Consider the following 18,720-nt stretch of genomic DNA (forward strand, 5'->3'; position numbering starts at 1 on the left):
GGCCCCGATCAGGTTTCAATTGAAACCTGATCGGGGCCCCTCACCTATGTCTGGGCCGGCTGAGATGCCTCGCGTCTAGATTGAGCCGCGGCCGCCGGTCAGGTCACCCGTGACCAAGTAGACGATGCGGCGCGAGACGTTCACGGCGTGGTCACCGAAGCGCTCGAAGTACCGCGAGATCAGCGCGATGTCGAGCGTCTCCTGAGTGCTGCCGGTGTAGCCCTCGGCGAGCAGGGATCCGTAGGCCTTCGAGTGCAGGTCGTCGAGCAGGTCGTCGTCGCTCACAATGCGCGCGGCCACGTTGAGGTCGCGGCTCTGCATGAGCTCGATCACCTCTGACGCGGTCTGCTTGGCGGCCACCGTCATTCCCTCAAAGATGTCACGGTGCGAAGCAGGGATCGCGGACTCGGGATACGAGCGGCGCGCGGCCTCGGCGATGTGCTGCGCAAGGTCGCCCATGCGCTCGAGTCCAGCGGAGATGCGCAGGCTCGTGACGAGCGTGCGCAGGTCCAGGCCGACCGGCTGCTGCTGGGCAATGAGCAGGACACAGCGTTCGTCGACAATCTGCTCGAGGTCATCGAGCTTGGCGTCGTCGGCGATCACGGCTTGCGCGAGTTCGACGTTCTCCGTCAGCAGCGCCTCCGAGGCGCGAGTGATCGCGGACTCGACGTGCTGGCTCATCGCAATAAGGTCGTCGGCGAGTTCCGATAGTTCGGCGGTAAACAGCGTGCGCATAGTTCTCCTAGAAGGTGATGTCCCCATTAGTGTCGCATCGGTTGCCGTCAGTAGGACGGATCTGTGAGGCTATCAGGGTGAACATTCGGTGCAAGCCGTGAACATTGGGTAAACACCCCATTGGCTCGTTACTGTGACCACATGAACCCCGACGTGTGGCTTGCCGCAGTGATAGGCGCCGCTGTTGGCGCGCTGACGGTCGCGTTGGTGGTGCACCGTAGGCGTCGCAAGGAGATTATCGCGCGCACGCTGGTGCCACACCGGACCCGCCAACTGCTGTCGGTACTCCAGTCAGGCGCGGTGATTGTGCGCCGCGACCGCCGGGCGGCCTTCGTGAATAACCCTGCGACTGCTATCGGGGTCGCGCGCCCGGACGGCGCTCTCCTGCCCGCGGTCGCGGACCTCGCGGAGGTGGCCTGGAAGCGCGGCGAGGCCGTTGAGGAGGAGATCCCGGTGAAGCGGGGAGTCCTGGGCGTCACGTCCCAGGTGCACGTCCGCGCAGTGCCGCTAGATGAGGACCTGGTCCTCGCCGTCGTCAACGACAACACAGAGCTCCGCCTAGCCGAGCAGTCGCGCAGGGAGTTCGCCATCAACGTGTCGCACGAGCTCAAGACTCCGGTGGGTGCCCTGTCGCTGCTCGCCGAGAGCATCGAGGAGGGCGCCGACGATGAGCACATGGTGCGGTCCTTCGCCGGCAAGATGCGCAAGGAGACACGACGCCTGACCAAACTCATCCAGGAGATCATCGAGATATCGAGACTCCAGGGTGGGGACTCGGTGCTGGTTCACGCGGACGTGGACATCGCGGCCGTCATCGCAGAGGCTATCGATGGCGCCCACCTGGCGGCGGAAGCCAAGGACATCACCATCACCGCGGATATCAAGGCGACCCCGATGGCGCTCGGCGACCACGACCTGTTGCTCATGGCGCTGCGCAACCTGGTGGATAACGCGGTCCACTACTCGAATCCGGGCAAGCGGGTAACCGTCTCCTGCACGGAGGCCGACGACACGGTGTCAATCGCGGTGATGGACCAGGGCATCGGCATCGACTTGAAGGACCAGGAGCGCATCTTCGAGCGCTTCTTCCGTACGGACCCGGCCCGGTCCAGAGAGAGCGGCGGCACGGGGCTAGGGCTCAGCATCGTCAAGCACGTCGCATTGCAGCACGCGGGGGCTGTCGACGTCTGGTCTCAGCCCGGCGTCGGCTCCACGTTCACACTTAGGCTTCAGACACATCAGGGGGAACAATGACCGAGGCACGCATCCTTGTAGTCGAGGACGAGGAGTCGTATCGCGACTCGCTCAACTTCCTGTTGCGACGCGAGGGTTTCGAGGTGATGCTCGCGGAGACTGGGCCGCAGGGGGTAGCGGCCTTCGCCCGCGACGGGGCAGACGTGATCCTGCTGGACCTGATGCTCCCCGGTCTCTCCGGCACGGAGGTGTTCCACGAGATCCGCGAGCGCTCCGACGTCCCGATCATCATGGTGACGGCTAAGGACGACCAGGTCGACAAGATCATCGGACTCGAGCTTGGCGCTGACGACTACGTCACCAAGCCGTACTCCGGGCGTGAACTGGTCGCCCGAGTGCGCGCCGTGCTGCGTCGCCAGGCGAACGGCATGAATGGCATCCCGGATGAGCCCGAGCGGCTCACCGTCGCGGGGATGACCCTGGACCCCGAGCGCCTCACGCTCACCCGCGAGGGCGCCGCGGAGTCGGTTCCTCCCAAGGAGTTCGCTCTGCTCTTTCTGCTGGCGCAGAACGCGGGCCGCGTCCTGCCGCGTCAGGTCATCATCGACCGGGTGTGGGGTGCCGACTACTTCGGAGACACCAAGACGCTGGACGTCCACATCAAGCGCCTGCGCAGCCGAATCGAGGCGGTTCCTTCGGAGCCGGTCATCATCCAAACTGTGCGCGGAGTGGGCTACACGCTCGAGCCCTGAAATATGCCCCCGTCTGCGTTAACCCAACGTTCACCCAGCGTTCAGATTTGCCCTATGGTGCCGTTACCTTGGCTCCTTAGATTGGGTGATGTCCGGCAAAGAGCCGGTGACCCAAGCAAGTGAGGAAATCGACTGTGAAGATCGCAACTCGCACCGGCGTTATCGCCACCGCGACCGTGCTGACGCTCGCCCTGGCCGCGTGCTCGCCCTCGAACGAAGAGCCCACCGAATCTACGTCGGCTGTAGCAACCGATGCAGCTACCGCGGCACCCGAGGCCATGGCACTGAGCGGTTCGCTCAACGGTGCCGGTGCCTCATCGCAGGAATCCGCTATGGAAGCATGGCGCGCCGGCTTCCAGACCGCCAACCCTGACGTCACCGTCAACTACGACCCGGTCGGCTCGGGCGGCGGACGCACCCAGTTCCTCGACGGCGGCACGCTCTTCGCCGGCTCGGACTCCCTGATGGACGCTGACGAGTACGCAACCGCTGTTGAGCGTTGCGACGGCGACGCGGGTGCCGTGCACCTGCCGCTGTACATCTCGCCGGTCGCCGTCGTCTTCAACCTTGATGGAATCGACAACCTCAACATGGACGCCGACACCATCGCGCAGATCTTCGACGGCAAGATCACCAACTGGAACGACGCGGCTATCGCGGCTCAGAACGAGGGCGTCGACCTTCCCGACCTCGAGATCACCACCGTGCACCGCGCGGACGAGTCCGGTACGTCGAACAACTTCACTGACTACCTCGAGAAGGCCTCGTCCTCGTGGCCCTACGAGGCTTCGGGCGAATGGCCCAACGACCTCGGCGAGTCCGGCCCCGGAACCTCCGCTGTCATCCAGATCGTCCAGGACACCAGCGGCACCATCGGGTACGCCGACGCTTCGCGCGCCGGCTCGCTCGGTACCGTCTCGCTGAAGGTCGGCGACGAGTACGTGCCCTTCTCCGCCGAGGCAGCTGCAGCAGTTGTCGACGCATCGCCCCTCGCTGAGGGCGCGAACGGCGCGAACGACCTCGCATACGAGCTGGACCGCACCACGACCGCGTCAGGTGCTTACCCGCTGGTGCTCGTCTCCTACGAGATCCTTTGCCAGCAGTACGATGATGCAGCAGAGCTCGACCTCGTAACCGGGTTCCTCGGTTACATCGCATCGCCCGAGGGCCAGGCGGCAGCGGCTTCCGCAGCCGGCTCGTCTCCCATCTCCGCGGACCTGTCCGCAGAGATCACGGGAATCCTCAACACCATCTCGGGTAACTAGTACATTCAACTGGACTGGTGGTGGACTCATCCGCGAGGATGAGTCCACCACTTCCCATGTCGGCCTCTAACGGAGATAGCGCGTGACAACGACTGAAGAGCACCCGAACTATGAGGCGTCAGCAGTGCCTTTGACGGAGCACAAGGCCTCGAAGGCCAACAAGATCTTCGGCGGCGTCTCCCTCGTATCTGCCAGCCTTATCCTCGTCACCCTCGCCGCGGTAGCGACGTTCCTGTTAGTCGAAGCGTGGCCGGCGATGACCTCGTCGAGCGCCGAGCTAGCGGAGAAGGTCGACTGGATCCGCCCGGACCAGGGCCAGAGCCTTATCGAGATCATCGGCTACCTGGTGTTCGGCACCGTGCTGATCTCGGGCATCGCGCTCGTGATTGCCGCGCCGCTGTCCATCGGCATCGCAGTCTTTATCTCTCACTACGCACCGCGCAAGCTCGCCTCGAGCCTCGGATACGTCATCGACCTGCTCGCAGCAATCCCATCCGTGGTGTACGGACTTTGGGGCGCGATCGTGGTGCTGCCGGTGCTGCAGCCGTTCTACAACTGGCTGGGGACAAACCTCGGCTGGATCCCATTCTTCGCCCCCGACCCGCTGACCGGGACGGTGTCCAACACCGGCCGTGTAGCGATGTCGGCGGGAATCGTGCTTGCGATCATGATCATCCCGATCATCACCGCCGTGACGCGCGAGGTCTTCCTGCAGACCCCCAAGCTTCACGAGGAGGCGGCGCTAGCCATGGGCGCCACCCGCTGGGAGATGGTGCGGATGGCCGTCTTCCCCTTCGGCCGCTCCGGCATGATCGGGGCCACGATGCTAGGGCTCGGACGTGCGCTCGGCGAGACCATGGCGGTCTACATGATCCTTTCCCCGGGGCTTTCGTACTCGGTCGCTGTCCTGCAGGCAGGACAGCAGAACACTATCGCCGCCAATATCGCGCTCAAGTTCCCCGAGGCCAACTCGGAGGGCGTGTCAGCGCTCATCGCAATGGGCCTCGCGCTGTTCGTGATCACCCTGCTCGTCAACATGCTCGCGCGCTGGATAGTCTCGCGCCGTTCTGAATTCTCGGGGGCCAACTGATGTCTCAAACCACCATGAACGCGGCCGGAACGTCGGGCAAGTCGACGATCGGTCAGCTGAGCTCGCGTCGACGGTTCAAGAACTCGGGCATGACGGTGCTGGTGTACCTGGCATTCTCGCTCGCCGTGATTCCGCTCATCTGGCTCTCGGTCACCGTAGTCAGCCGCGGCACGCAGCGGTTCTTCGTCGACTCGAACGGCGACGCCAACTTCAACATGGACTTTCTTACGCAGTCGATGCGCGGAGTCTTTGGCGGGATGCCCGAGGGCGGGATCCTTCACGCCGTCTACGGAACGCTACTCATCACGCTCGCAGCGACCATCATCTCCGTGCCGATCGGGCTGCTCACCGCGATCTACCTGGTCGAGTACGGAACCGGCAAGCTGAAGAAGGCCGTGACGTTCTTCGTGGACGTCATGACCGGTATCCCGTCCATCGTCGCCGGTCTGTTTGCCTACGCCGTGTTCGCGATCATCGTGGGGCCGGGTACCAAACTCGGGATAGTCGGCGCGGTCGCGCTGTCCGTCCTGATGATCCCCGTCGTGGTGCGCGCCTCGGAGGAGATGCTCCGCCTGGTGCCCAACGAGCTGCGCGAGGCTGCCTACGCCCTCGGCGTTCCCAAGTGGCTCACCATCACCAAGGTGGTCATGCGCACGGCAATGGCGGGTATCACCACCGGCATCACGCTCGCGATCGCCCGCGTCATCGGAGAGACCGCCCCGCTGCTGATCGCGGTGGGCGCGGCTGACTCGATGAACCTCAACCTCTTTGAGGGCCGCATGATGACCCTGCCGGTGTACATCGTGGCCGAGTGGCGCAAGGGCGAACAGCCCTGCAACGACCCCACCATCCCGTGTGTCGCAGAGATCACCGAGATGCGGGCCTGGGCTGCGGCTCTGGTTCTCATCCTCATTGTTATGGCGCTTAACCTGATAGCGCGCCTTATTTCCAAGTACTTCTCGCCCAAGACTGGCCGTTAGAAAAGATCCGGAGCTCACGTGTCGAAGCGCATTGATGTAAATAACCTCAACGTCTACTACAGCAAGTTCCTTGCTGTAGAGGATGTTTCACTCGCGGTCGAGCCCAACTCGGTCACCGCCCTTATCGGCCCCTCGGGTTGTGGCAAGTCGACCTTCCTGCGCACCCTAAACCGCATGCACGAGGTGATTCCGGGAGCCAGAGTCGAGGGTGAGGTGTTGATGGATGGAGAGAATCTCTACGCCAGCAACATCGACCCGGTCGCGGTGCGTAGGCACGTCGGCATGGTGTTCCAGCGCCCCAACCCGTTCCCGACCATGACCATTGCGGAGAACGTTCTCGCGGGGGTCAAGCTCAACAGCGGTCGTATTTCCAAGGGCGACGCCGAGGACCTGGTCGAGGAGTCCCTCAAGGGCGCAAACCTGTGGAACGAGGTGAAGGACCGGCTGGACAAGCCCGGTTCGTCCCTGTCCGGAGGCCAGCAGCAGCGGCTCTGCATCGCGCGAGCGATCGCTATCCGCCCCGACGTCCTGCTGATGGATGAGCCGTGCTCGGCGCTTGACCCCATCTCCACGCTGGCCATCGAGGACCTCATGCAGGAACTCAAGAACGATTACACGATCGTGATCGTGACTCACAACATGCAGCAGGCGGCACGTGTCGCCGACCGCACCGCGTTCTTCAACATCGCTGGTACCGGTCTACCGGGCAAGCTCATCGAGATGAACGACACGGCGACGATGTTCTCGACGCCCTCGGAGAAGGCTACCGAGGACTACATCTCCGGCCGTTTCGGCTGAGTCGACGTCGCATACTTGAACGACGAAGGGCCCGGGGTTATCCCCGGGCCCTTCGTCGTTGATGGCTTAAAGAGTAAGCAGCGCGAGGCTAGGACTCGTACGGGGGGACCTCGACCTCGGACAGCGCCTCGAGCTCCGGGATGAACTCCTCCTGCGCGCCGTTGAGGACGGGCACGGGGGTGGTGAACACCCCGGTCGCCTCGGACTGGATAGCGACATCGGCGACGAGCCCTGGTGCGACCGGCGCGTACGCGAGCACGGGTACGTCGGCATCGACGCCGAGACTGACCTGGGCGCCTGCCGGCACGGTCACAGTGACGCCGTGCGAGCCGTCGAGGGCGAACACGATGTCGGCGTCGTCGTCGCCAGCGTTGTAGAGGCTCCCGATGAGCGAGGCCGGCTCGTCGACAGCGGTGGTGACGATGATCAGGTTGCTCGCGTGCACCTCGCCGATCTGCGCCTGTAGCCCGTCGGCGGGGGCGTAGTGCTGCTGAGTGATGATGGGATTGACGTAGGTGCAGCCAGCGAGGGCCACGGCGCCTACGACGGCGACAATCGCCACGCGGGCGGGCGCGAAGAGCTTCACAGGGGGAGTCCTTTCCAGGGCTTGAGTGCCCCACCAGAATAGTCGCATTCCACGATGCGTTGCCACCGGCGCGTCGTTACCGCCCGGCAAATAGGGCACCTGATAGTGGACCAAATTACGGTGGTAGAATGGGTCTCCGCAATGAAGGGGAACATTTCACTATGAACTTTGTCGTCGGAGAAACCGTCGTCTACCCGCACCACGGGGCCGCGCTTATTCAGGACATCAAGAAGCGAACGGTCAGGGGCGAGGAGAAGACCTATCTCAAGCTCAAGGTGGCGCAGGGCGACTTGACCATTGAAGTTCCCGCGGAAAACGTCGACCTCGTCGGCGTCCGCGACGTTGTCGATCAGGCCGGACTCGAGAAGGTGTTCGACGTGCTGCGCGAGCCCTACATCGAAGAGCCGACCAACTGGTCGCGTCGTTACAAGGCAAACGTCGAGAAGCTCGCATCGGGCGACGTGATTCGCGTCTCCGAGGTGGTGCGTGACCTGTCGCGCCGCGACACGGACAAGGGCCTCAGCGCCGGCGAGAAGCGGATGCTCCACAAGGCACGTCAGATTCTTGTCAGCGAGCTCGCTCTCGCGGAGAAGTGCGACGAGCCGACCGCGGAGTCCCGCCTGGACGCAGTCCTCGCCTCGTGAGGATAGCGGCGGTCGTCACGGCCGCCGGCTCGGGCTCACGCCTGGGCGCAGAGTTCCCCAAGGCGCTCGTGCCCCTCGCCGGGCGTGAGCTGGTCGTGTGGGCAGTATTGCGGATTGCCGATGCGTGCGATGAGGTAGTCGTGACGGCGCCAACTTCCCATTTGGCCGAGTTCGAGGACGCCCTGCGCGGCCTCCCCGCGCTCGACGGCAAGCGGATCCGCGTGATAAGCGGGGGAGCCGAGCGGCAACAGTCGGTCTCCGCGGCGCTGGACGTGCTGTTCGCCGAGGGGCAACCCGCGCCAGACGTGGTGTTGGTTCACGACGCCGCACGCGGCTTCCAGGACCCGTCCGTGACGCGCGCGGCGATAGCCGCCGTTCAGGACGGAGCGGACGGCGCCATCCCCGTGGTGCCGGTGGTCGACACCCTCGTGGAGTCGCCGTCCTGTGCCGGAACGCTCGGCCAAAGCGTCGACCGCGATCAACTCCGTGCGGTCCAAACCCCCCAGGTATTCGCGGGGGCTGCGCTGCGTGCCGCACACCTGGCGCACGCCGATGCGTCGGCGACCGACGACGCCCAGCTGGTCAGGGCATCGGGCGGCAGGGTGGTGGCGGTCGCGGGCCACGAGTGGGGCTTCAAAGTGACGCTGCCGAGCGACCTCCCGCTCGCGGAGCACGTTGCGCAGGTGCTGCTGAGCGCCGAGTCTCAGAACGCTCTGGAAAGGCAGGCTCCATGATCATCCCGCGCACCGGAATCGGCGTCGACATCCACGCCTACGGGGACGAGTTTGGGCTCTCTCTCGCCGGTCTGGACTGGCCCGACGAGCGTTCGCTCGAGGGCCACAGCGACGCGGACGTGGCAGCGCACTCCGCGTGCGACGCTCTGCTCAGCGCGGCGGGCCTGGGTGACCTCGGGTCCACGTTCGGCACGGACCGACCCGAGTGGTCAGGAGCCAAGGGCGTGACGCTGCTCGCGGAGTGCGCCCGGATGGTGCGTGCCGCGGGCTACGAGATTGGCAACGTGGCGATCCAGGTGGTGGGAAATCGGCCCAAGCTTGCGCCGCGCCGCGAGGAGGCCCAGCGCGTCCTCAGCGAGTGCATCGGCGCGCCGGTGTCCATCGCCGGAACCACCACCGACGGACTCGGGCTGACCGGCCGGGGCGAGGGCATCGCCGCGCTCGCCACTGCCCTAGTGGTGCAGCGCCAGGGCTGAAGCGAACCGCCTGGCGCGAATGCGCATCGGCCGCGCTAGACGACGCTCGGTGGCGCCACCTTTGCCTGGCACGTCGCGAGCGGTAGCCTGAACCCCGTGACCTTGCACCTGTACGACACCGCGACGCGCTCCGAGCGCGCCTTCACGCCGCTGGTTGAAGGCAGGGTGGGCATCTACCTGTGTGGTGCCACGGTGCAGAGCTCCCCGCACGTTGGCCACATGCGCTCCGCCGTCGCGTTCGACGTGTTGCAGCGCTGGCTCGAGCGCAGCGGCAATACCGTGACCCTAGTGCGCAATGTCACCGACATCGACGACAAGATCCTGGCCAAGGCCGCGGAGAACCACGAGCAGTGGTGGGCACGCGCGCTCAAGTATGAACGCGAGTTCGCCCACGCTTACGAGGCTCTGGGCGTCATCGCGCCGGACGCGGAACCGCGCGCGACGGGCCACATTCAGCAGATGGTCAGCCTCATCTCGCGCATCATCGACAACGGCCATGCGTACGAGCTCGGCGGCTCGGTCTACTTTGACGTGCGCTCGTTCGCGGAATACGGCTCGCTCACCAACCAGGCTCTCGACGACCTGACCCCCGCGCCCGACGCGCCGACGGACGACAAGCGCGACCCGCGCGACTTCGCGCTGTGGAAGGCCCGAAAGGAGACCGAGCCTCAGACGGCGTCGTGGCTCTCCCCGTGGGGCCCCGGGCGCCCGGGTTGGCACATCGAGTGCTCGGCCATGGCCAAGCGCTACCTTGGCGACGAGTTCGACATTCACGGCGGCGGCCTGGACCTGCGCTTCCCGCACCACGAGAATGAGCAGGCGCAGTCGCACGCGGCCGGCGACCCGTTCGCCCGCCTGTGGATGCATTCCGCGTGGGTGACGCAGTCGGGCGCCAAGATGTCCAAGTCGCTCGGTAACGGGCTGCTGGTCTCAGAGGTGCTCGAGAACTATCACCCGGCTGCGCTGAGGCTCGCGCTCGCGGGCGTGCACTACCGGTCCATGCTGGAGTACGCGGACTCGACCCTCGACGACGCGACGGCGACCTGGGTGAGGCTCTCCGGATTCGTGTCGCGGGCGAGCGACAAGGTCGGCGCTCCCAGCGGCGAGCAGGTCCGCTCGGCGCCCCTCCCGGAGCCGTTCGTGATCGCGATGGACGACGACCTCTCAGTGCCGCGCGCCTTCGCCCACATCCACGAGACGGTCAGGGCAGGCAATGCGGCGCTCACCGCCGGAGACGACGCCGCCGCGTCCGCGGCGCTGCTGGCTGTGCGCGCGATGCTCGACGTGCTCGGGCTGGACCCTGGCTCGGACCAGTGGCGAGACGAATCCTCGACGTCGGGTGCGCTGGCCGCGCTCGACTTCATGGTGCGCGCCGACATTGACGCCCGCGCTGAGGCCCGCGCAACCAAGGATTGGGCCGCTGCCGATGCGATTCGCGACCGCCTCTCGGGCGCCGGAATCGTGATCGAGGACAGTGCCGATGGGGCCCGCTGGTCGCTCGCGGCAGACGACTAGCCCTCAGGCTAGGTAGGATTCGCACTATGGCAGGTAACTCACAGCGCAAGGGCGCAATTCGTAAGTCAGGCTCCAAGAAGGGCCAGCAGGTCGGCACCGGCGGGCACCAGCGGCGCGCACTCGAGGGCAAGGGCCCCACGCCCAAGGCCTCCGACCGCCCCAATCACAAGGCGTACAAGGCCAAGGCGAAGGCCGAGTACGAAGAGTCGAAGCGGCCTCAGGGCCGCGCACCCAAGGCGCCGCCGCGCGACCGCACGTCCGCGTCGCTCGAGCTCGTGATCGGCCGCAACAGCACGCTCGAGGCGCTGCGCATGGGCATGCCCGCGCACGTCCTGCACGTCTTCAACCGGATCGACGCCGATGACCGCGTCACCGAGATCGTCTCGCTCGCCGTCGAGCACGGCATCGAGGTCCGCGAGGTCACCAAGGGCTCGCTGGATCTCCTCGCCGACGGCACGCGGCACCAGGGCATCGCACTTGAGGTGCCCTCGTACGAGTACCTGCAGTACCAGGACCTGATGGACAACTCGGACGGGCCGGCGCGCATCGTCGCGCTCGACTCGATTCAGGACCCGCGCAACCTGGGCGCGATCATGCGTTCGGCCGCGGCGTTCGGCGCCACCGGCGTCGTCATCCCCGAGCGTCGTGCCGCGGGCGTGACGGTGGCTGCGTGGAAGGTCTCCGCTGGTGCCGCTGCGCGCCTGCCCGTCGCGCGCACGGTGAACCTGGTGCGTGCACTCGAGGAGTACAAGAAGGCGGGAATCTTCGTGATCGGCCTCGACGCCGGCGGCGAGGTGGACCTGCACGACTCGAACCTGCTCGACGGCCCGATCGTCATCGTGATCGGCTCGGAGGGCGCCGGCCTGTCGCGCCTGGTGCGCGAGACCTGCGACCAGATCGTGTCGATCCCCATCGTGGCAACCACGGAGAGCCTCAACGCCTCAGTTGCGGCCTCGATCGCGCTCTACGAGGCGCGGCGCGCACTTCCCGCTTAGTCGTCGTCGCCACTCGGGAGGTGGTGTTCCGGGGGTTCGCGCTTGGTTGACTTGCGCGTGACCTCGGGCGCCGACGCCCGAGCGGCGTCGGGCTCCTCGCCGTACATGTCGCCGTCGATCTCGGCGTCGTCCTCATCGTCGCCGTCCTCGCTTCCCCAGGGGTCCATCTCCCCGCCCCACGCGCCCGAGTTGTCGCCCTCGAAGGTGGGCGCCTCCATGGCCCGCGCCGCGACCTCCTTGGTCAAGGCGGGCAGCTCAGCCGTGATCTCCGCCGCGTTGAGTTCGGACGCTGGGGTGCCCAGCACCGACTGCTCGTCGGGGCGGTTGGGCAGCACGCTCTTGACATAGGACGCGACCGCGACCGGCATCGCGACGTCGTGTCCGGCGGCCTCCGCGAGGAACCAGCGGTGGTCGAGGACCTCGTGAAAGACCTGCGCGGGCTCGAGCTTCTTGCGGAATTCCCGCGGGACGGCGCGCACGGTGGGCTCGAACACCTTCATGAGCCACTGATGCGCCGAATAGCCCTCGTCCTCCGACGGGTGTGAGACGAGCACGCGGTACTCGTCGAGGTCGTTAAGTAGCCGCCGCGCCTGGTTCTCCTGGACGTCCAGGCCGGTGAGCCGCATGAGTCGCCGCGCGTGGTGTCCGGCGTCGACCACCTTGGCGCGGAGCACGAGCGCGTCGCCGTCCTCGGTCTCGCGCATATCCATCTCGCTGACGTCAAAGCCCAGGTCGTTGAGCTCCTTGACTCGGTTGGCGATGCGCAGGGGGATGTTGGAGGTGTACGTGGCGGTCTGGGTCAGTGCCTCCCACAGCTCCGCGTAGCGCTCCTGTAGCCGCTCTGCGATCGCCATCGGGTCGACAGTGTCCTCGAGGTTGCCCTGAGCGTCGAGGTCCATGAGCTCACCGATGATGTTGGTGCACGCGATCTCCACGTCATACGAGCGTTGCCCCTCGCTCAGCTTGGCGTGCAGGTCCCCGGTCTCCGCATCCACGAGGTACGCAGTGAACTCGGCGGCGTCGCGGCGAAAGAGCGCGTTGGACAGCGACACGTCGCCCCAGTAGAAGCCAAGCAGGTGCAGGCGCACCAGGAGCACGGCGAGGGCGTCGACGAACCGGGTGGTGGTCTCGCCGCGCAGCGCCTGCGAGAAGAGGGCGCGGTACGGCAGCGAGAACTGCAGGTGTTCGGTGATGAGCGCTGCCTCGAGCGGCTCTCCGAGCGCGTTCTTGCGCCCTGACACCACCGCTAGGGGCACGACGCAGGGGGCGCCCAGGCGCTGGAGTTCGCGCAGCAGCGCGAACTCCCGGTCCGCGATGGTCTCGTTGGTCTCCTTGATGGCGACCACCGTGTTGTCCAGCTTCACAAAGCGGACCACGTGACGCGAAATACCGCGGGGCAGCGCCGCGATCTGGTCGGTCGGCCAGTGCTGAAGGGGCAGGGACCAGGGCAGCGTCATGAACTCGGGGTGACCTGCTCCGTTGATGTGTAGCGGCATTGCTCCAGCGTAGCGATCCGCGCGTTGGCGCACACACCAGGGCCACGCCCGGGAGCGGGGACAAGCTTGAGTAATCCCGCGGTTGTACTCATCGCGGGCGTAAAAAACCTCGGGGCGGACAGTTCAACTGTCCGCCCCGAGGCGAGGTGTTACGTGCGTCCGAGTGCTACTTCGCGGGCGAAGCTGCGGTCGTGACCGGCTCGGTGTTGAGGCGGTCGCCCGTCGCGGAGGAGAAGACGTGCTGCTCGCCCGTGCGGATCGTGACCCAGATCGTGTCGCCCTTGGCGGGGACGTCGCGGGGGTCAATGCGGACGATGACCTGTGAGTCGCCGGCGGCAAAGTGAACGTCCTTGGCTGCGCCGAACTCGTTGGGGATGGTGCCGTAGACGAACGCGTCAGAGCCGAGCTCTTCGACGAGGTCGACGTCGATCGGGATGGCGCCCTCTGCGTTCGGGGCGGCGCGGTCGAGCGACTCGGGACGGAAGCCCAGGACGACGTTGTTCTTGTCGTCTGCCTTGAGTGCTGCAAGAGCCTCGCGGGTGAGGGTCACCTTGGCCCGACCAACCTGCGCCTGACCGTCGAATACCTGGTAGGTGCCCAGGTTCATCGCGGGCGAGCCGATGAAGCCGGCGACGAACACGTTCTTGGGCGTGTCGTACATGTCGCGCGGGGTGCCGATCTGCTGGAGCAGGCCGTCCTTGAGAACCGCGATGCGGTCTCCCATGGTCAGCGCCTCGGTCTGGTCGTGCGTGACGTAGACAGTGGTGGTGCCCAGACGACGCTGAAGCGCGGCAATCTGCGTACGGGTCTGAACGCGCAGCTTGGCGTCAAGGTTCGACAGCGGCTCATCCATCAGGAACACCTGAGGCTGGCGGACAATTGCGCGACCCATGGCCACGCGCTGACGCTGACCACCGGAGAGCGCCTTGGGCTTGCGGTCCAGGTACTCGGTGAGGTCGAGGATCTTGGCAGCATCCTCGACGCGCGAGCGGATCTCGGCCTTGTCGAACTTCGCGATCTTGAGCGCGAAGCCCATGTTGTCCGCGACGGACATGTGGGGGTACAGCGCGTAGGACTGGAAAACCATCGCGATATCGCGGTCCTTGGGCTGCACGTTGGTGACGTCGCGGTTCCCGACCCAGATGGATCCGGCGTCGATGTCCTCGAGGCCCGCGAGCATGCGCAGTGAGGTGGACTTTCCGCAACCGGAGGGTCCGACCATGACGAGGAATTCCCCGTCGGCGATCTCGATGCTGAGGTTGTCTACCGCAGGACGCTCGGTCCCCGGGTAGATGCGCGAGGCGCCGTCATAAGTGACTGTTGCCATGATTGATAAATCCCTTCACTGGCAGGTACGTGCCAGACGATCCGTGGTGAAGAGTGTCGAGGTGGTGTCCACTGTGACACTTGCTTACGGCTGCGTCGATGCGACCGTGCATTCATCCTGCCACAGCACCGCGTTCAATCCAAGCCTTGGGGCGGTAGCGTAAGTGCATGGCTAGCGTGGATCGACGCATCGGTGACAGCATCGGTGGATATCAAGTGACCGGCGTTCTCGGCAGAGGTGGCTCCGGCGCGGTCTATCAGGTCGCGGACGAGTCCGGCGCGCCCGCGGCGCTGAAGCTGGTCGACGCCAGGGCCGATGCGGTGGCGGCTACTCGGCTCGAGCGCGAGGTGGCAGCGCTGCAGTCACTGCGCCACGAGGCCGTGCCGCGCGTGATCGACGCGGAACTCGACGCCGACGAGACCTTCGTGGTCTTCGAGTTGGTGCCGGGCACCTCGCTGTTCCACTACGTGCAGGAGAACGGGCCGCTCAAGGGCGAGCAGCTAGCCTTCTTCGCGGAGCGCATGGCCAGCGCGCTCGAGGCCGCGCACGCCGCCGGGGTAGTGCATCGCGACGTCACGCCGTCTAACGTGATGATGGGCCCGGATGGCCCGGTGCTGATCGACTTCGGGTTGTCGCATCGTCAGGACGATGATCGGCTCACCCGGGACGGCCTAGTCAGCGGGACCGCGGGTTACGTAGCGCCCGAGGTCATCGACGGCGCGGATCCGGGACCCATCGCGGACGACTGGTCCTGGGCGGCGACGGTCGCGTATGCGATGAGCGGCACCGCGCCTTTTGGTTCGGGCTCCAAGGCGATAGGTCGCACGCTCGAGGGTGACCTGACCATCGCGCAGGTGCTCGGGGCGGAGGCGGTCGCGGCGGCGCTCGGGCGGGACGTCGGCGGGCGCCCAGGAATGCGAGACGTGGTGGCAGCGCTGCGCGGCGCCACGACGGTGTTCGAGCGGGGCGGCCAGGAGCACGAGCTTGCGGCCACGGCGGTGATGGCGGCGGCCGCACCGAGCGGCACGCAGTTCGTCGATGTGAGCGGAATGCACGCGGCCGACTCTTCTGAGACTTGGGAGACCGCCACGAGTGGCGCGGTTCAGACGTCGGGCGGCGAGGGCGTCCTTGACCCGGCGGACGCGGGCTATCCCGAGGACGAATTCGGCTCCGAGGAGCAGGTAGTGGCCGAGCCCACCCGCCACACGGTGCTGATGGCGTGGGGTGCGGCGCTAGTGGCCAGCGCGGCGGTTGCGCCGGTGGTGGCCTTTGGGGCCATGGTGATCTTCGCGATCGTCGCACGCACCGCCTTTAGGCGGAACCAGGCGCTGACTGCCGCTCGCTCGCGCAAGGGCGTGAGACGCGGAGACGGCGTGGTCCACACCATAGGGCTTCCTTGGTATCTCCTCCGGTCGGCGGCGGAGTCGCTGCCGTCGGCGCTGCTCTCCGCGGCGGCGGGAGTAGGAACGGCCGCCGCGGCTTGGTGGCTAGTAAGCGCGGAGCACCTGGCCGCTGGCACCAGCGCGGGGCAGAATTGGGGTCACGCCCTCGCGCTTGTTGCTGGCGGGGTTGTTGCCGTCTTCATGCTCGCGCGCGGGCCGCTCACTGCAGGAACGAGGGCGGGGGCGCATCGAGTCGCGGCCACGCTGTCTCCTACCAGGGGCGTCGCGACGCTCTGGGTAGTGATCTCGCTGGCGGCGATTGGGATCGTCGCCGTCGCCGTCTACCTGCAGGCGGATATCTGGTGGTGGCCATTGCCCCAGATGCCGACTGCGACCTAGGTCCCAACGGGCGGGAACAAGTCGGCTCTACGGTACGTTTAGCCGACAACGCCGTTGCCGCAACATTGCTGGTCGCCGCGTATTTTTTATGATGGCGCGCGGACCAGCAAGAGCAGTTGAGAGGATCACCCAGTGACTGGCAAGAAGCGATGGGGCGTGACCCAGCCATGGCTTAGCCTGCTGGTGCGGCTAGGAATGGCCGGAATCCTGATTTTTGCGGCGATCCCCAAAATGCAGGACCTGCCGGCCTCGGTTCGCGCCGTGCGCGCGTACCGGCTGCTTCCCGAGGCGGTGGTCCCGCTCGTGGGCAACATGCTGCCGTTCCTCGAACTGCTTCTCGCGCTATTCCTGATACTCGGGCTGTTCACGCGGCTCGCGTCGATCATGTGGCTGGCGATGATGGTCGGCTTCAGCGTCGGCGTCATCTGGGTATGGGCCCACGGCTACTCGATTGACTGCGGCTGCTTCGGCGGCGGCGGAGACGTGCCGGAAGGCACCGTCAATTACTACGCGCATATGGCGGAGAGAGTGGGGTTCATCGTGCTCGGCACCTATCTCCTGATCTTCCCGCGCAGCAAGTTTTCGCTTGATGGCTGGATGAACTCCACGCCCTATGATGTCCCGCAGAACAATGTCCCGCAGACCCCGGAAGGATCTTAAGCAATGGCAAGCAAGAACGAAAAGGCAGCGCAGGCGCGCCTGCTCGCACAGCAGCAGGTGCACAAGAAGGAGCGCAAGTCGACGATGATCATCATCGCCGCATCGGTGGTGGGCCTCGCGCTATTCGCCGGGCTTGTGTACTTCATCGTGTCGAGCTCCAAGGTGCCCGGCCTGGATGAGTCCGGCGCGGTTCTGCCCGCGGGATCGGACGCTTCAGGCGGAATCCCTGTCGGAACCACCGGGGTCGTCGCCGTCGACGTCCCCGAGGACGCCACCCGCGTAGACATCTACGAGGACTTCATGTGCCCCATCTGCGGGCAGTTCGAGGAGACCAACGCCGCCGACCTCGACGCGCTGCGCGAGGCCGGAGACATCTCGGTCTACTACCACCCCATCTCGATCCTGGACAGCTACTCGCTAGGTACCAATTACTCCACGCGGGCCGCTAACGCAGCCGCAACCGTCGCCGACCAGGCGCCCGAGTACTTCCACGCGTTCTCGGAGCTGCTCTACACGAACCAGCCCGAAGAGGGAACCGAGGGACTGTCCGATGACGAGATCGCTGTCATCGCGGTTTCGGTCGGCGTGCCTCAGGACGTCGCGGACTCGCTTTCCGGCGGCGACTTCAACAAGTGGGTGCTGGCTGCGACCGACCAGTCGTCGAAGGACGGCGTGGGCGGAACCCCGACCGTCATGGTGAACGGCGAAATCCTCGAGCAGACCGAGGTGAGCTACTTCAACCCGGGCACCCTGCGCGCATACCTCGAGTCGCTCTAGCGACAGCCTCTCCGGCGCATCGCTGAAAAGCGGGGCGCCGGAGGGTGAGACAATGGGCTCGCGATCCCGGTGATCGCGCAGCTAGCTGGCATGGCGCAATTGGTAGCGCACCCGACTTGTAATCGGGAGGTTGTGGGTTCAAGTCCCACTGCCAGCTCCATATTTTACGGAAATCGCTATTCGGATCACATGTTCCGGATTCGCCGACACGCCTGGTATTCGGCATGACGCAACGTTGCGAGCCGGATTCTAGTGCCACGAAATACCCCCAGGGGAACATTTCTGGTGTGACATGCGTCATAGTGACGTACCTCACACGTCTCATGATGTGTAGGTGCCCCCCGAATGGGGGGCAGCCTCCATGAGTCACCTCGGACTTAGAGCATTTGCCCACGCGGGCAGGTGAAGCCAGATCCGGCCCGCCCCCGCGTTATCCCAATTCAAAGAAGGAACACACAGCCATGGCTAAGAAGAACAACAAGCGCAAGTACGCGGCAGTAGCACTCGGCATCGTCGGCATCGCCGGACTGAGCCTCGCCTCCGCAGCGCAGCTGAACGTCACCCAGACCTCGCCGCTCGTCGGCATCGGCGTGGACAACGGCTGCGACACCGACGGCGTCAACGTTGCGTACACGACCTCCTTCGCGAGCAACTCGTTCAAGGTCGACACGATCAAGGTCACCGGCATCGACGCGGCCTGCACCGGCAAGACGATCACCGTCTACGTGCAGAACAACGCCTCGACGCCCGTCACGCTCGGCACCGGCGCAACGACGCTGACCGCCGCGACGTCCGTCACGCTGACGCCTACCGCCACGTCGCCCGCGACCACGATCAACCCGGCCAACGTTTACGGCGCCGCCGTCTCGATCAACTAATCGCGTTTAGCCAGTAGAAGAGCGACGAGCAGACTCC

At 65.7% G+C, this 18,720-nt stretch carries 19 protein-coding genes and 1 tRNA gene; 16 read left to right on the forward strand and 4 right to left on the reverse strand.

Annotated features, from left to right (window positions below):
• Nucleotides 1-75 precede the first annotated feature (75 nt).
• Nucleotides 76-735: a phosphate signaling complex protein PhoU gene (gene phoU / locus ACQU6B_RS01960; protein ID WP_430868364.1), complete on the reverse strand. Its 660-nt coding sequence runs from the start codon at nucleotides 733-735 to the stop codon at nucleotides 76-78.
• Between the two features lie 141 nt (nucleotides 736-876).
• On the opposite strand from phoU, the gene ACQU6B_RS01965 reads away from it, so the two are divergent.
• The 6 genes from ACQU6B_RS01965 to pstB all read left to right on the forward strand — a co-directional run bounded on the left by ACQU6B_RS01965 (nucleotide 877) and on the right by pstB (nucleotide 6,814).
• Nucleotides 877-1,989, forward strand: a complete 1,113-nt coding sequence (locus ACQU6B_RS01965; RefSeq protein WP_430868365.1) for a sensor histidine kinase — start codon at nucleotides 877-879, stop codon at nucleotides 1,987-1,989.
• Complete coding sequence (locus tag ACQU6B_RS01970; RefSeq protein ID WP_430868366.1) at nucleotides 1,986-2,681, forward strand: response regulator; 696 nt, start codon at nucleotides 1,986-1,988, stop codon at nucleotides 2,679-2,681. Before ACQU6B_RS01965 ends, ACQU6B_RS01970 begins: the two co-directional genes overlap by 4 nt.
• Before the next feature lie 134 nt (nucleotides 2,682-2,815).
• Entirely contained in the window at nucleotides 2,816-3,946 is a 1,131-nt protein-coding gene (locus tag ACQU6B_RS01975) for a phosphate ABC transporter substrate-binding protein PstS (RefSeq protein ID WP_430868367.1), read from the forward strand.
• A gap of 82 nt (nucleotides 3,947-4,028) precedes the next feature.
• On the forward strand, nucleotides 4,029-5,036 hold the full coding sequence (pstC, locus tag ACQU6B_RS01980) for a phosphate ABC transporter permease subunit PstC (protein WP_430868368.1): 1,008 nt from the start codon (nucleotides 4,029-4,031) through the stop codon (nucleotides 5,034-5,036).
• A 14-nt stretch (nucleotides 5,037-5,050) separates the two neighbouring features.
• A complete protein-coding gene (gene pstA, locus ACQU6B_RS01985) occupies nucleotides 5,051-6,016 on the forward strand; it encodes a phosphate ABC transporter permease PstA (protein WP_430869268.1) in 966 nt (321 codons plus the stop codon).
• A gap of 18 nt (nucleotides 6,017-6,034) precedes the next feature.
• A complete protein-coding gene (pstB, locus tag ACQU6B_RS01990; protein WP_430868369.1) occupies nucleotides 6,035-6,814 on the forward strand; it encodes a phosphate ABC transporter ATP-binding protein PstB in 780 nt (259 codons plus the stop codon).
• A gap of 88 nt (nucleotides 6,815-6,902) precedes the next feature.
• Here pstB and ACQU6B_RS01995 read toward each other — a convergent pair whose 3' ends face one another.
• Complete coding sequence (locus tag ACQU6B_RS01995) at nucleotides 6,903-7,400, reverse strand: hypothetical protein (protein WP_430868370.1); 498 nt, start codon at nucleotides 7,398-7,400, stop codon at nucleotides 6,903-6,905.
• Nucleotides 7,401-7,561: 161 nt separating this feature from the next.
• Here ACQU6B_RS01995 and ACQU6B_RS02000 point away from each other — a divergent pair, with 161 nt between their 5' ends.
• The 5 genes from ACQU6B_RS02000 to rlmB all read left to right on the forward strand — a co-directional run bounded on the left by ACQU6B_RS02000 (nucleotide 7,562) and on the right by rlmB (nucleotide 11,764).
• Complete coding sequence (locus ACQU6B_RS02000; protein ID WP_430868371.1) at nucleotides 7,562-8,044, forward strand: CarD family transcriptional regulator; 483 nt, start codon at nucleotides 7,562-7,564, stop codon at nucleotides 8,042-8,044.
• The gene (locus tag ACQU6B_RS02005; protein ID WP_430868372.1) at nucleotides 8,041-8,778 is read left to right on the forward strand and encodes an IspD/TarI family cytidylyltransferase; all 738 of its coding nucleotides are present in this window, start codon (nucleotides 8,041-8,043) and stop codon (nucleotides 8,776-8,778) included. The genes ACQU6B_RS02000 and ACQU6B_RS02005 overlap by 4 nt, the downstream gene beginning before the upstream one ends.
• Nucleotides 8,775-9,254 (forward strand): 2-C-methyl-D-erythritol 2,4-cyclodiphosphate synthase, encoded by a 480-nt coding sequence (gene ispF, locus ACQU6B_RS02010; RefSeq protein ID WP_430868373.1) that lies wholly within the window; start codon nucleotides 8,775-8,777, stop codon nucleotides 9,252-9,254. The genes ACQU6B_RS02005 and ispF overlap by 4 nt, the downstream gene beginning before the upstream one ends.
• Before the next feature lie 96 nt (nucleotides 9,255-9,350).
• Nucleotides 9,351-10,769 (forward strand): cysteine--tRNA ligase, encoded by a 1,419-nt coding sequence (gene cysS / locus ACQU6B_RS02015; RefSeq protein WP_430868374.1) that lies wholly within the window; start codon nucleotides 9,351-9,353, stop codon nucleotides 10,767-10,769.
• A gap of 26 nt (nucleotides 10,770-10,795) precedes the next feature.
• On the forward strand, nucleotides 10,796-11,764 hold the full coding sequence (gene rlmB / locus ACQU6B_RS02020) for a 23S rRNA (guanosine(2251)-2'-O)-methyltransferase RlmB (RefSeq protein ID WP_430868375.1): 969 nt from the start codon (nucleotides 10,796-10,798) through the stop codon (nucleotides 11,762-11,764).
• Here rlmB and ACQU6B_RS02025 read toward each other — a convergent pair.
• Nucleotides 11,761-13,260, reverse strand: a complete 1,500-nt coding sequence (locus tag ACQU6B_RS02025; RefSeq protein ID WP_430868376.1) for a DUF4032 domain-containing protein — start codon at nucleotides 13,258-13,260, stop codon at nucleotides 11,761-11,763. The two genes, rlmB and ACQU6B_RS02025, sit on opposite strands and share 4 nt — an antisense overlap.
• A 166-nt stretch (nucleotides 13,261-13,426) precedes the next feature.
• Nucleotides 13,427-14,587 carry an ABC transporter ATP-binding protein gene (locus ACQU6B_RS02030; protein ID WP_430868377.1) on the reverse strand — a complete coding sequence of 387 codons (1,161 nt, stop codon included), beginning with the start codon at nucleotides 14,585-14,587 and terminating at the stop codon, nucleotides 13,427-13,429.
• A gap of 167 nt (nucleotides 14,588-14,754) precedes the next feature.
• On the opposite strand from ACQU6B_RS02030, the gene ACQU6B_RS02035 reads away from it, so the two are divergent.
• The 5 genes from ACQU6B_RS02035 to ACQU6B_RS02055 all read left to right on the forward strand — a co-directional run bounded on the left by ACQU6B_RS02035 (nucleotide 14,755) and on the right by ACQU6B_RS02055 (nucleotide 18,683).
• Nucleotides 14,755-16,368, forward strand: a complete 1,614-nt coding sequence (locus ACQU6B_RS02035; RefSeq protein ID WP_430868378.1) for a protein kinase domain-containing protein — start codon at nucleotides 14,755-14,757, stop codon at nucleotides 16,366-16,368.
• Between the two features lie 132 nt (nucleotides 16,369-16,500).
• Nucleotides 16,501-17,028, forward strand: coding sequence for a MauE/DoxX family redox-associated membrane protein (locus ACQU6B_RS02040; protein WP_430868379.1), 528 nt, complete (start codon nucleotides 16,501-16,503; stop codon nucleotides 17,026-17,028).
• 3 nt (nucleotides 17,029-17,031) lie between these two features.
• The gene (locus tag ACQU6B_RS02045) at nucleotides 17,032-17,805 is read left to right on the forward strand and encodes a DsbA family protein (RefSeq protein ID WP_430868380.1); all 774 of its coding nucleotides are present in this window, start codon (nucleotides 17,032-17,034) and stop codon (nucleotides 17,803-17,805) included.
• 84 nt (nucleotides 17,806-17,889) lie between these two features.
• Nucleotides 17,890-17,965, forward strand: a tRNA-Thr gene (locus ACQU6B_RS02050).
• Between the two features lie 301 nt (nucleotides 17,966-18,266).
• On the forward strand, nucleotides 18,267-18,683 hold the full coding sequence (locus tag ACQU6B_RS02055; protein ID WP_430868381.1) for a hypothetical protein: 417 nt from the start codon (nucleotides 18,267-18,269) through the stop codon (nucleotides 18,681-18,683).
• The last annotated feature ends 37 nt before the right edge of the window (nucleotides 18,684-18,720 follow it).

It is taken from the genome of Demequina aurantiaca (genome assembly GCF_050598105.1).
Classification (GTDB): Bacteria; Actinomycetota; Actinomycetes; order Actinomycetales; family Demequinaceae; genus Demequina; species Demequina aurantiaca_A.

Bases quoted from the DNA above. Each gene is read 5' to 3' on its own strand.
- rlmB (WP_430868375.1), top strand. From the start codon at position 10,796: ATGGCAGGTAACTCACAGCGCAAGGGCGCAATTCGTAAGTCAGGCTCC.
- ACQU6B_RS02000 (WP_430868371.1), top strand. From the start codon at position 7,562: ATGAACTTTGTCGTCGGAGAAACCGTCGTCTACCCGCACCACGGGGCC.
- phoU (WP_430868364.1), bottom strand. From the start codon at position 735: ATGCGCACGCTGTTTACCGCCGAACTATCGGAACTCGCCGACGACCTT.
- ispF (WP_430868373.1), top strand. From the start codon at position 8,775: ATGATCATCCCGCGCACCGGAATCGGCGTCGACATCCACGCCTACGGG.
- ACQU6B_RS01970 (WP_430868366.1), top strand. From the start codon at position 1,986: ATGACCGAGGCACGCATCCTTGTAGTCGAGGACGAGGAGTCGTATCGC.
- pstA (WP_430869268.1), top strand. From the start codon at position 5,051: ATGAACGCGGCCGGAACGTCGGGCAAGTCGACGATCGGTCAGCTGAGC.
- ACQU6B_RS02045 (WP_430868380.1), top strand. From the start codon at position 17,032: ATGGCAAGCAAGAACGAAAAGGCAGCGCAGGCGCGCCTGCTCGCACAG.
- ACQU6B_RS01965 (WP_430868365.1), top strand. From the start codon at position 877: ATGAACCCCGACGTGTGGCTTGCCGCAGTGATAGGCGCCGCTGTTGGC.
- ACQU6B_RS02030 (WP_430868377.1), bottom strand. From the start codon at position 14,587: ATGGCAACAGTCACTTATGACGGCGCCTCGCGCATCTACCCGGGGACC.
- ACQU6B_RS02025 (WP_430868376.1), bottom strand. From the start codon at position 13,260: ATGCCGCTACACATCAACGGAGCAGGTCACCCCGAGTTCATGACGCTG.
- ACQU6B_RS02055 (WP_430868381.1), top strand. From the start codon at position 18,267: ATGGCTAAGAAGAACAACAAGCGCAAGTACGCGGCAGTAGCACTCGGC.
- ACQU6B_RS02035 (WP_430868378.1), top strand. From the start codon at position 14,755: ATGGCTAGCGTGGATCGACGCATCGGTGACAGCATCGGTGGATATCAA.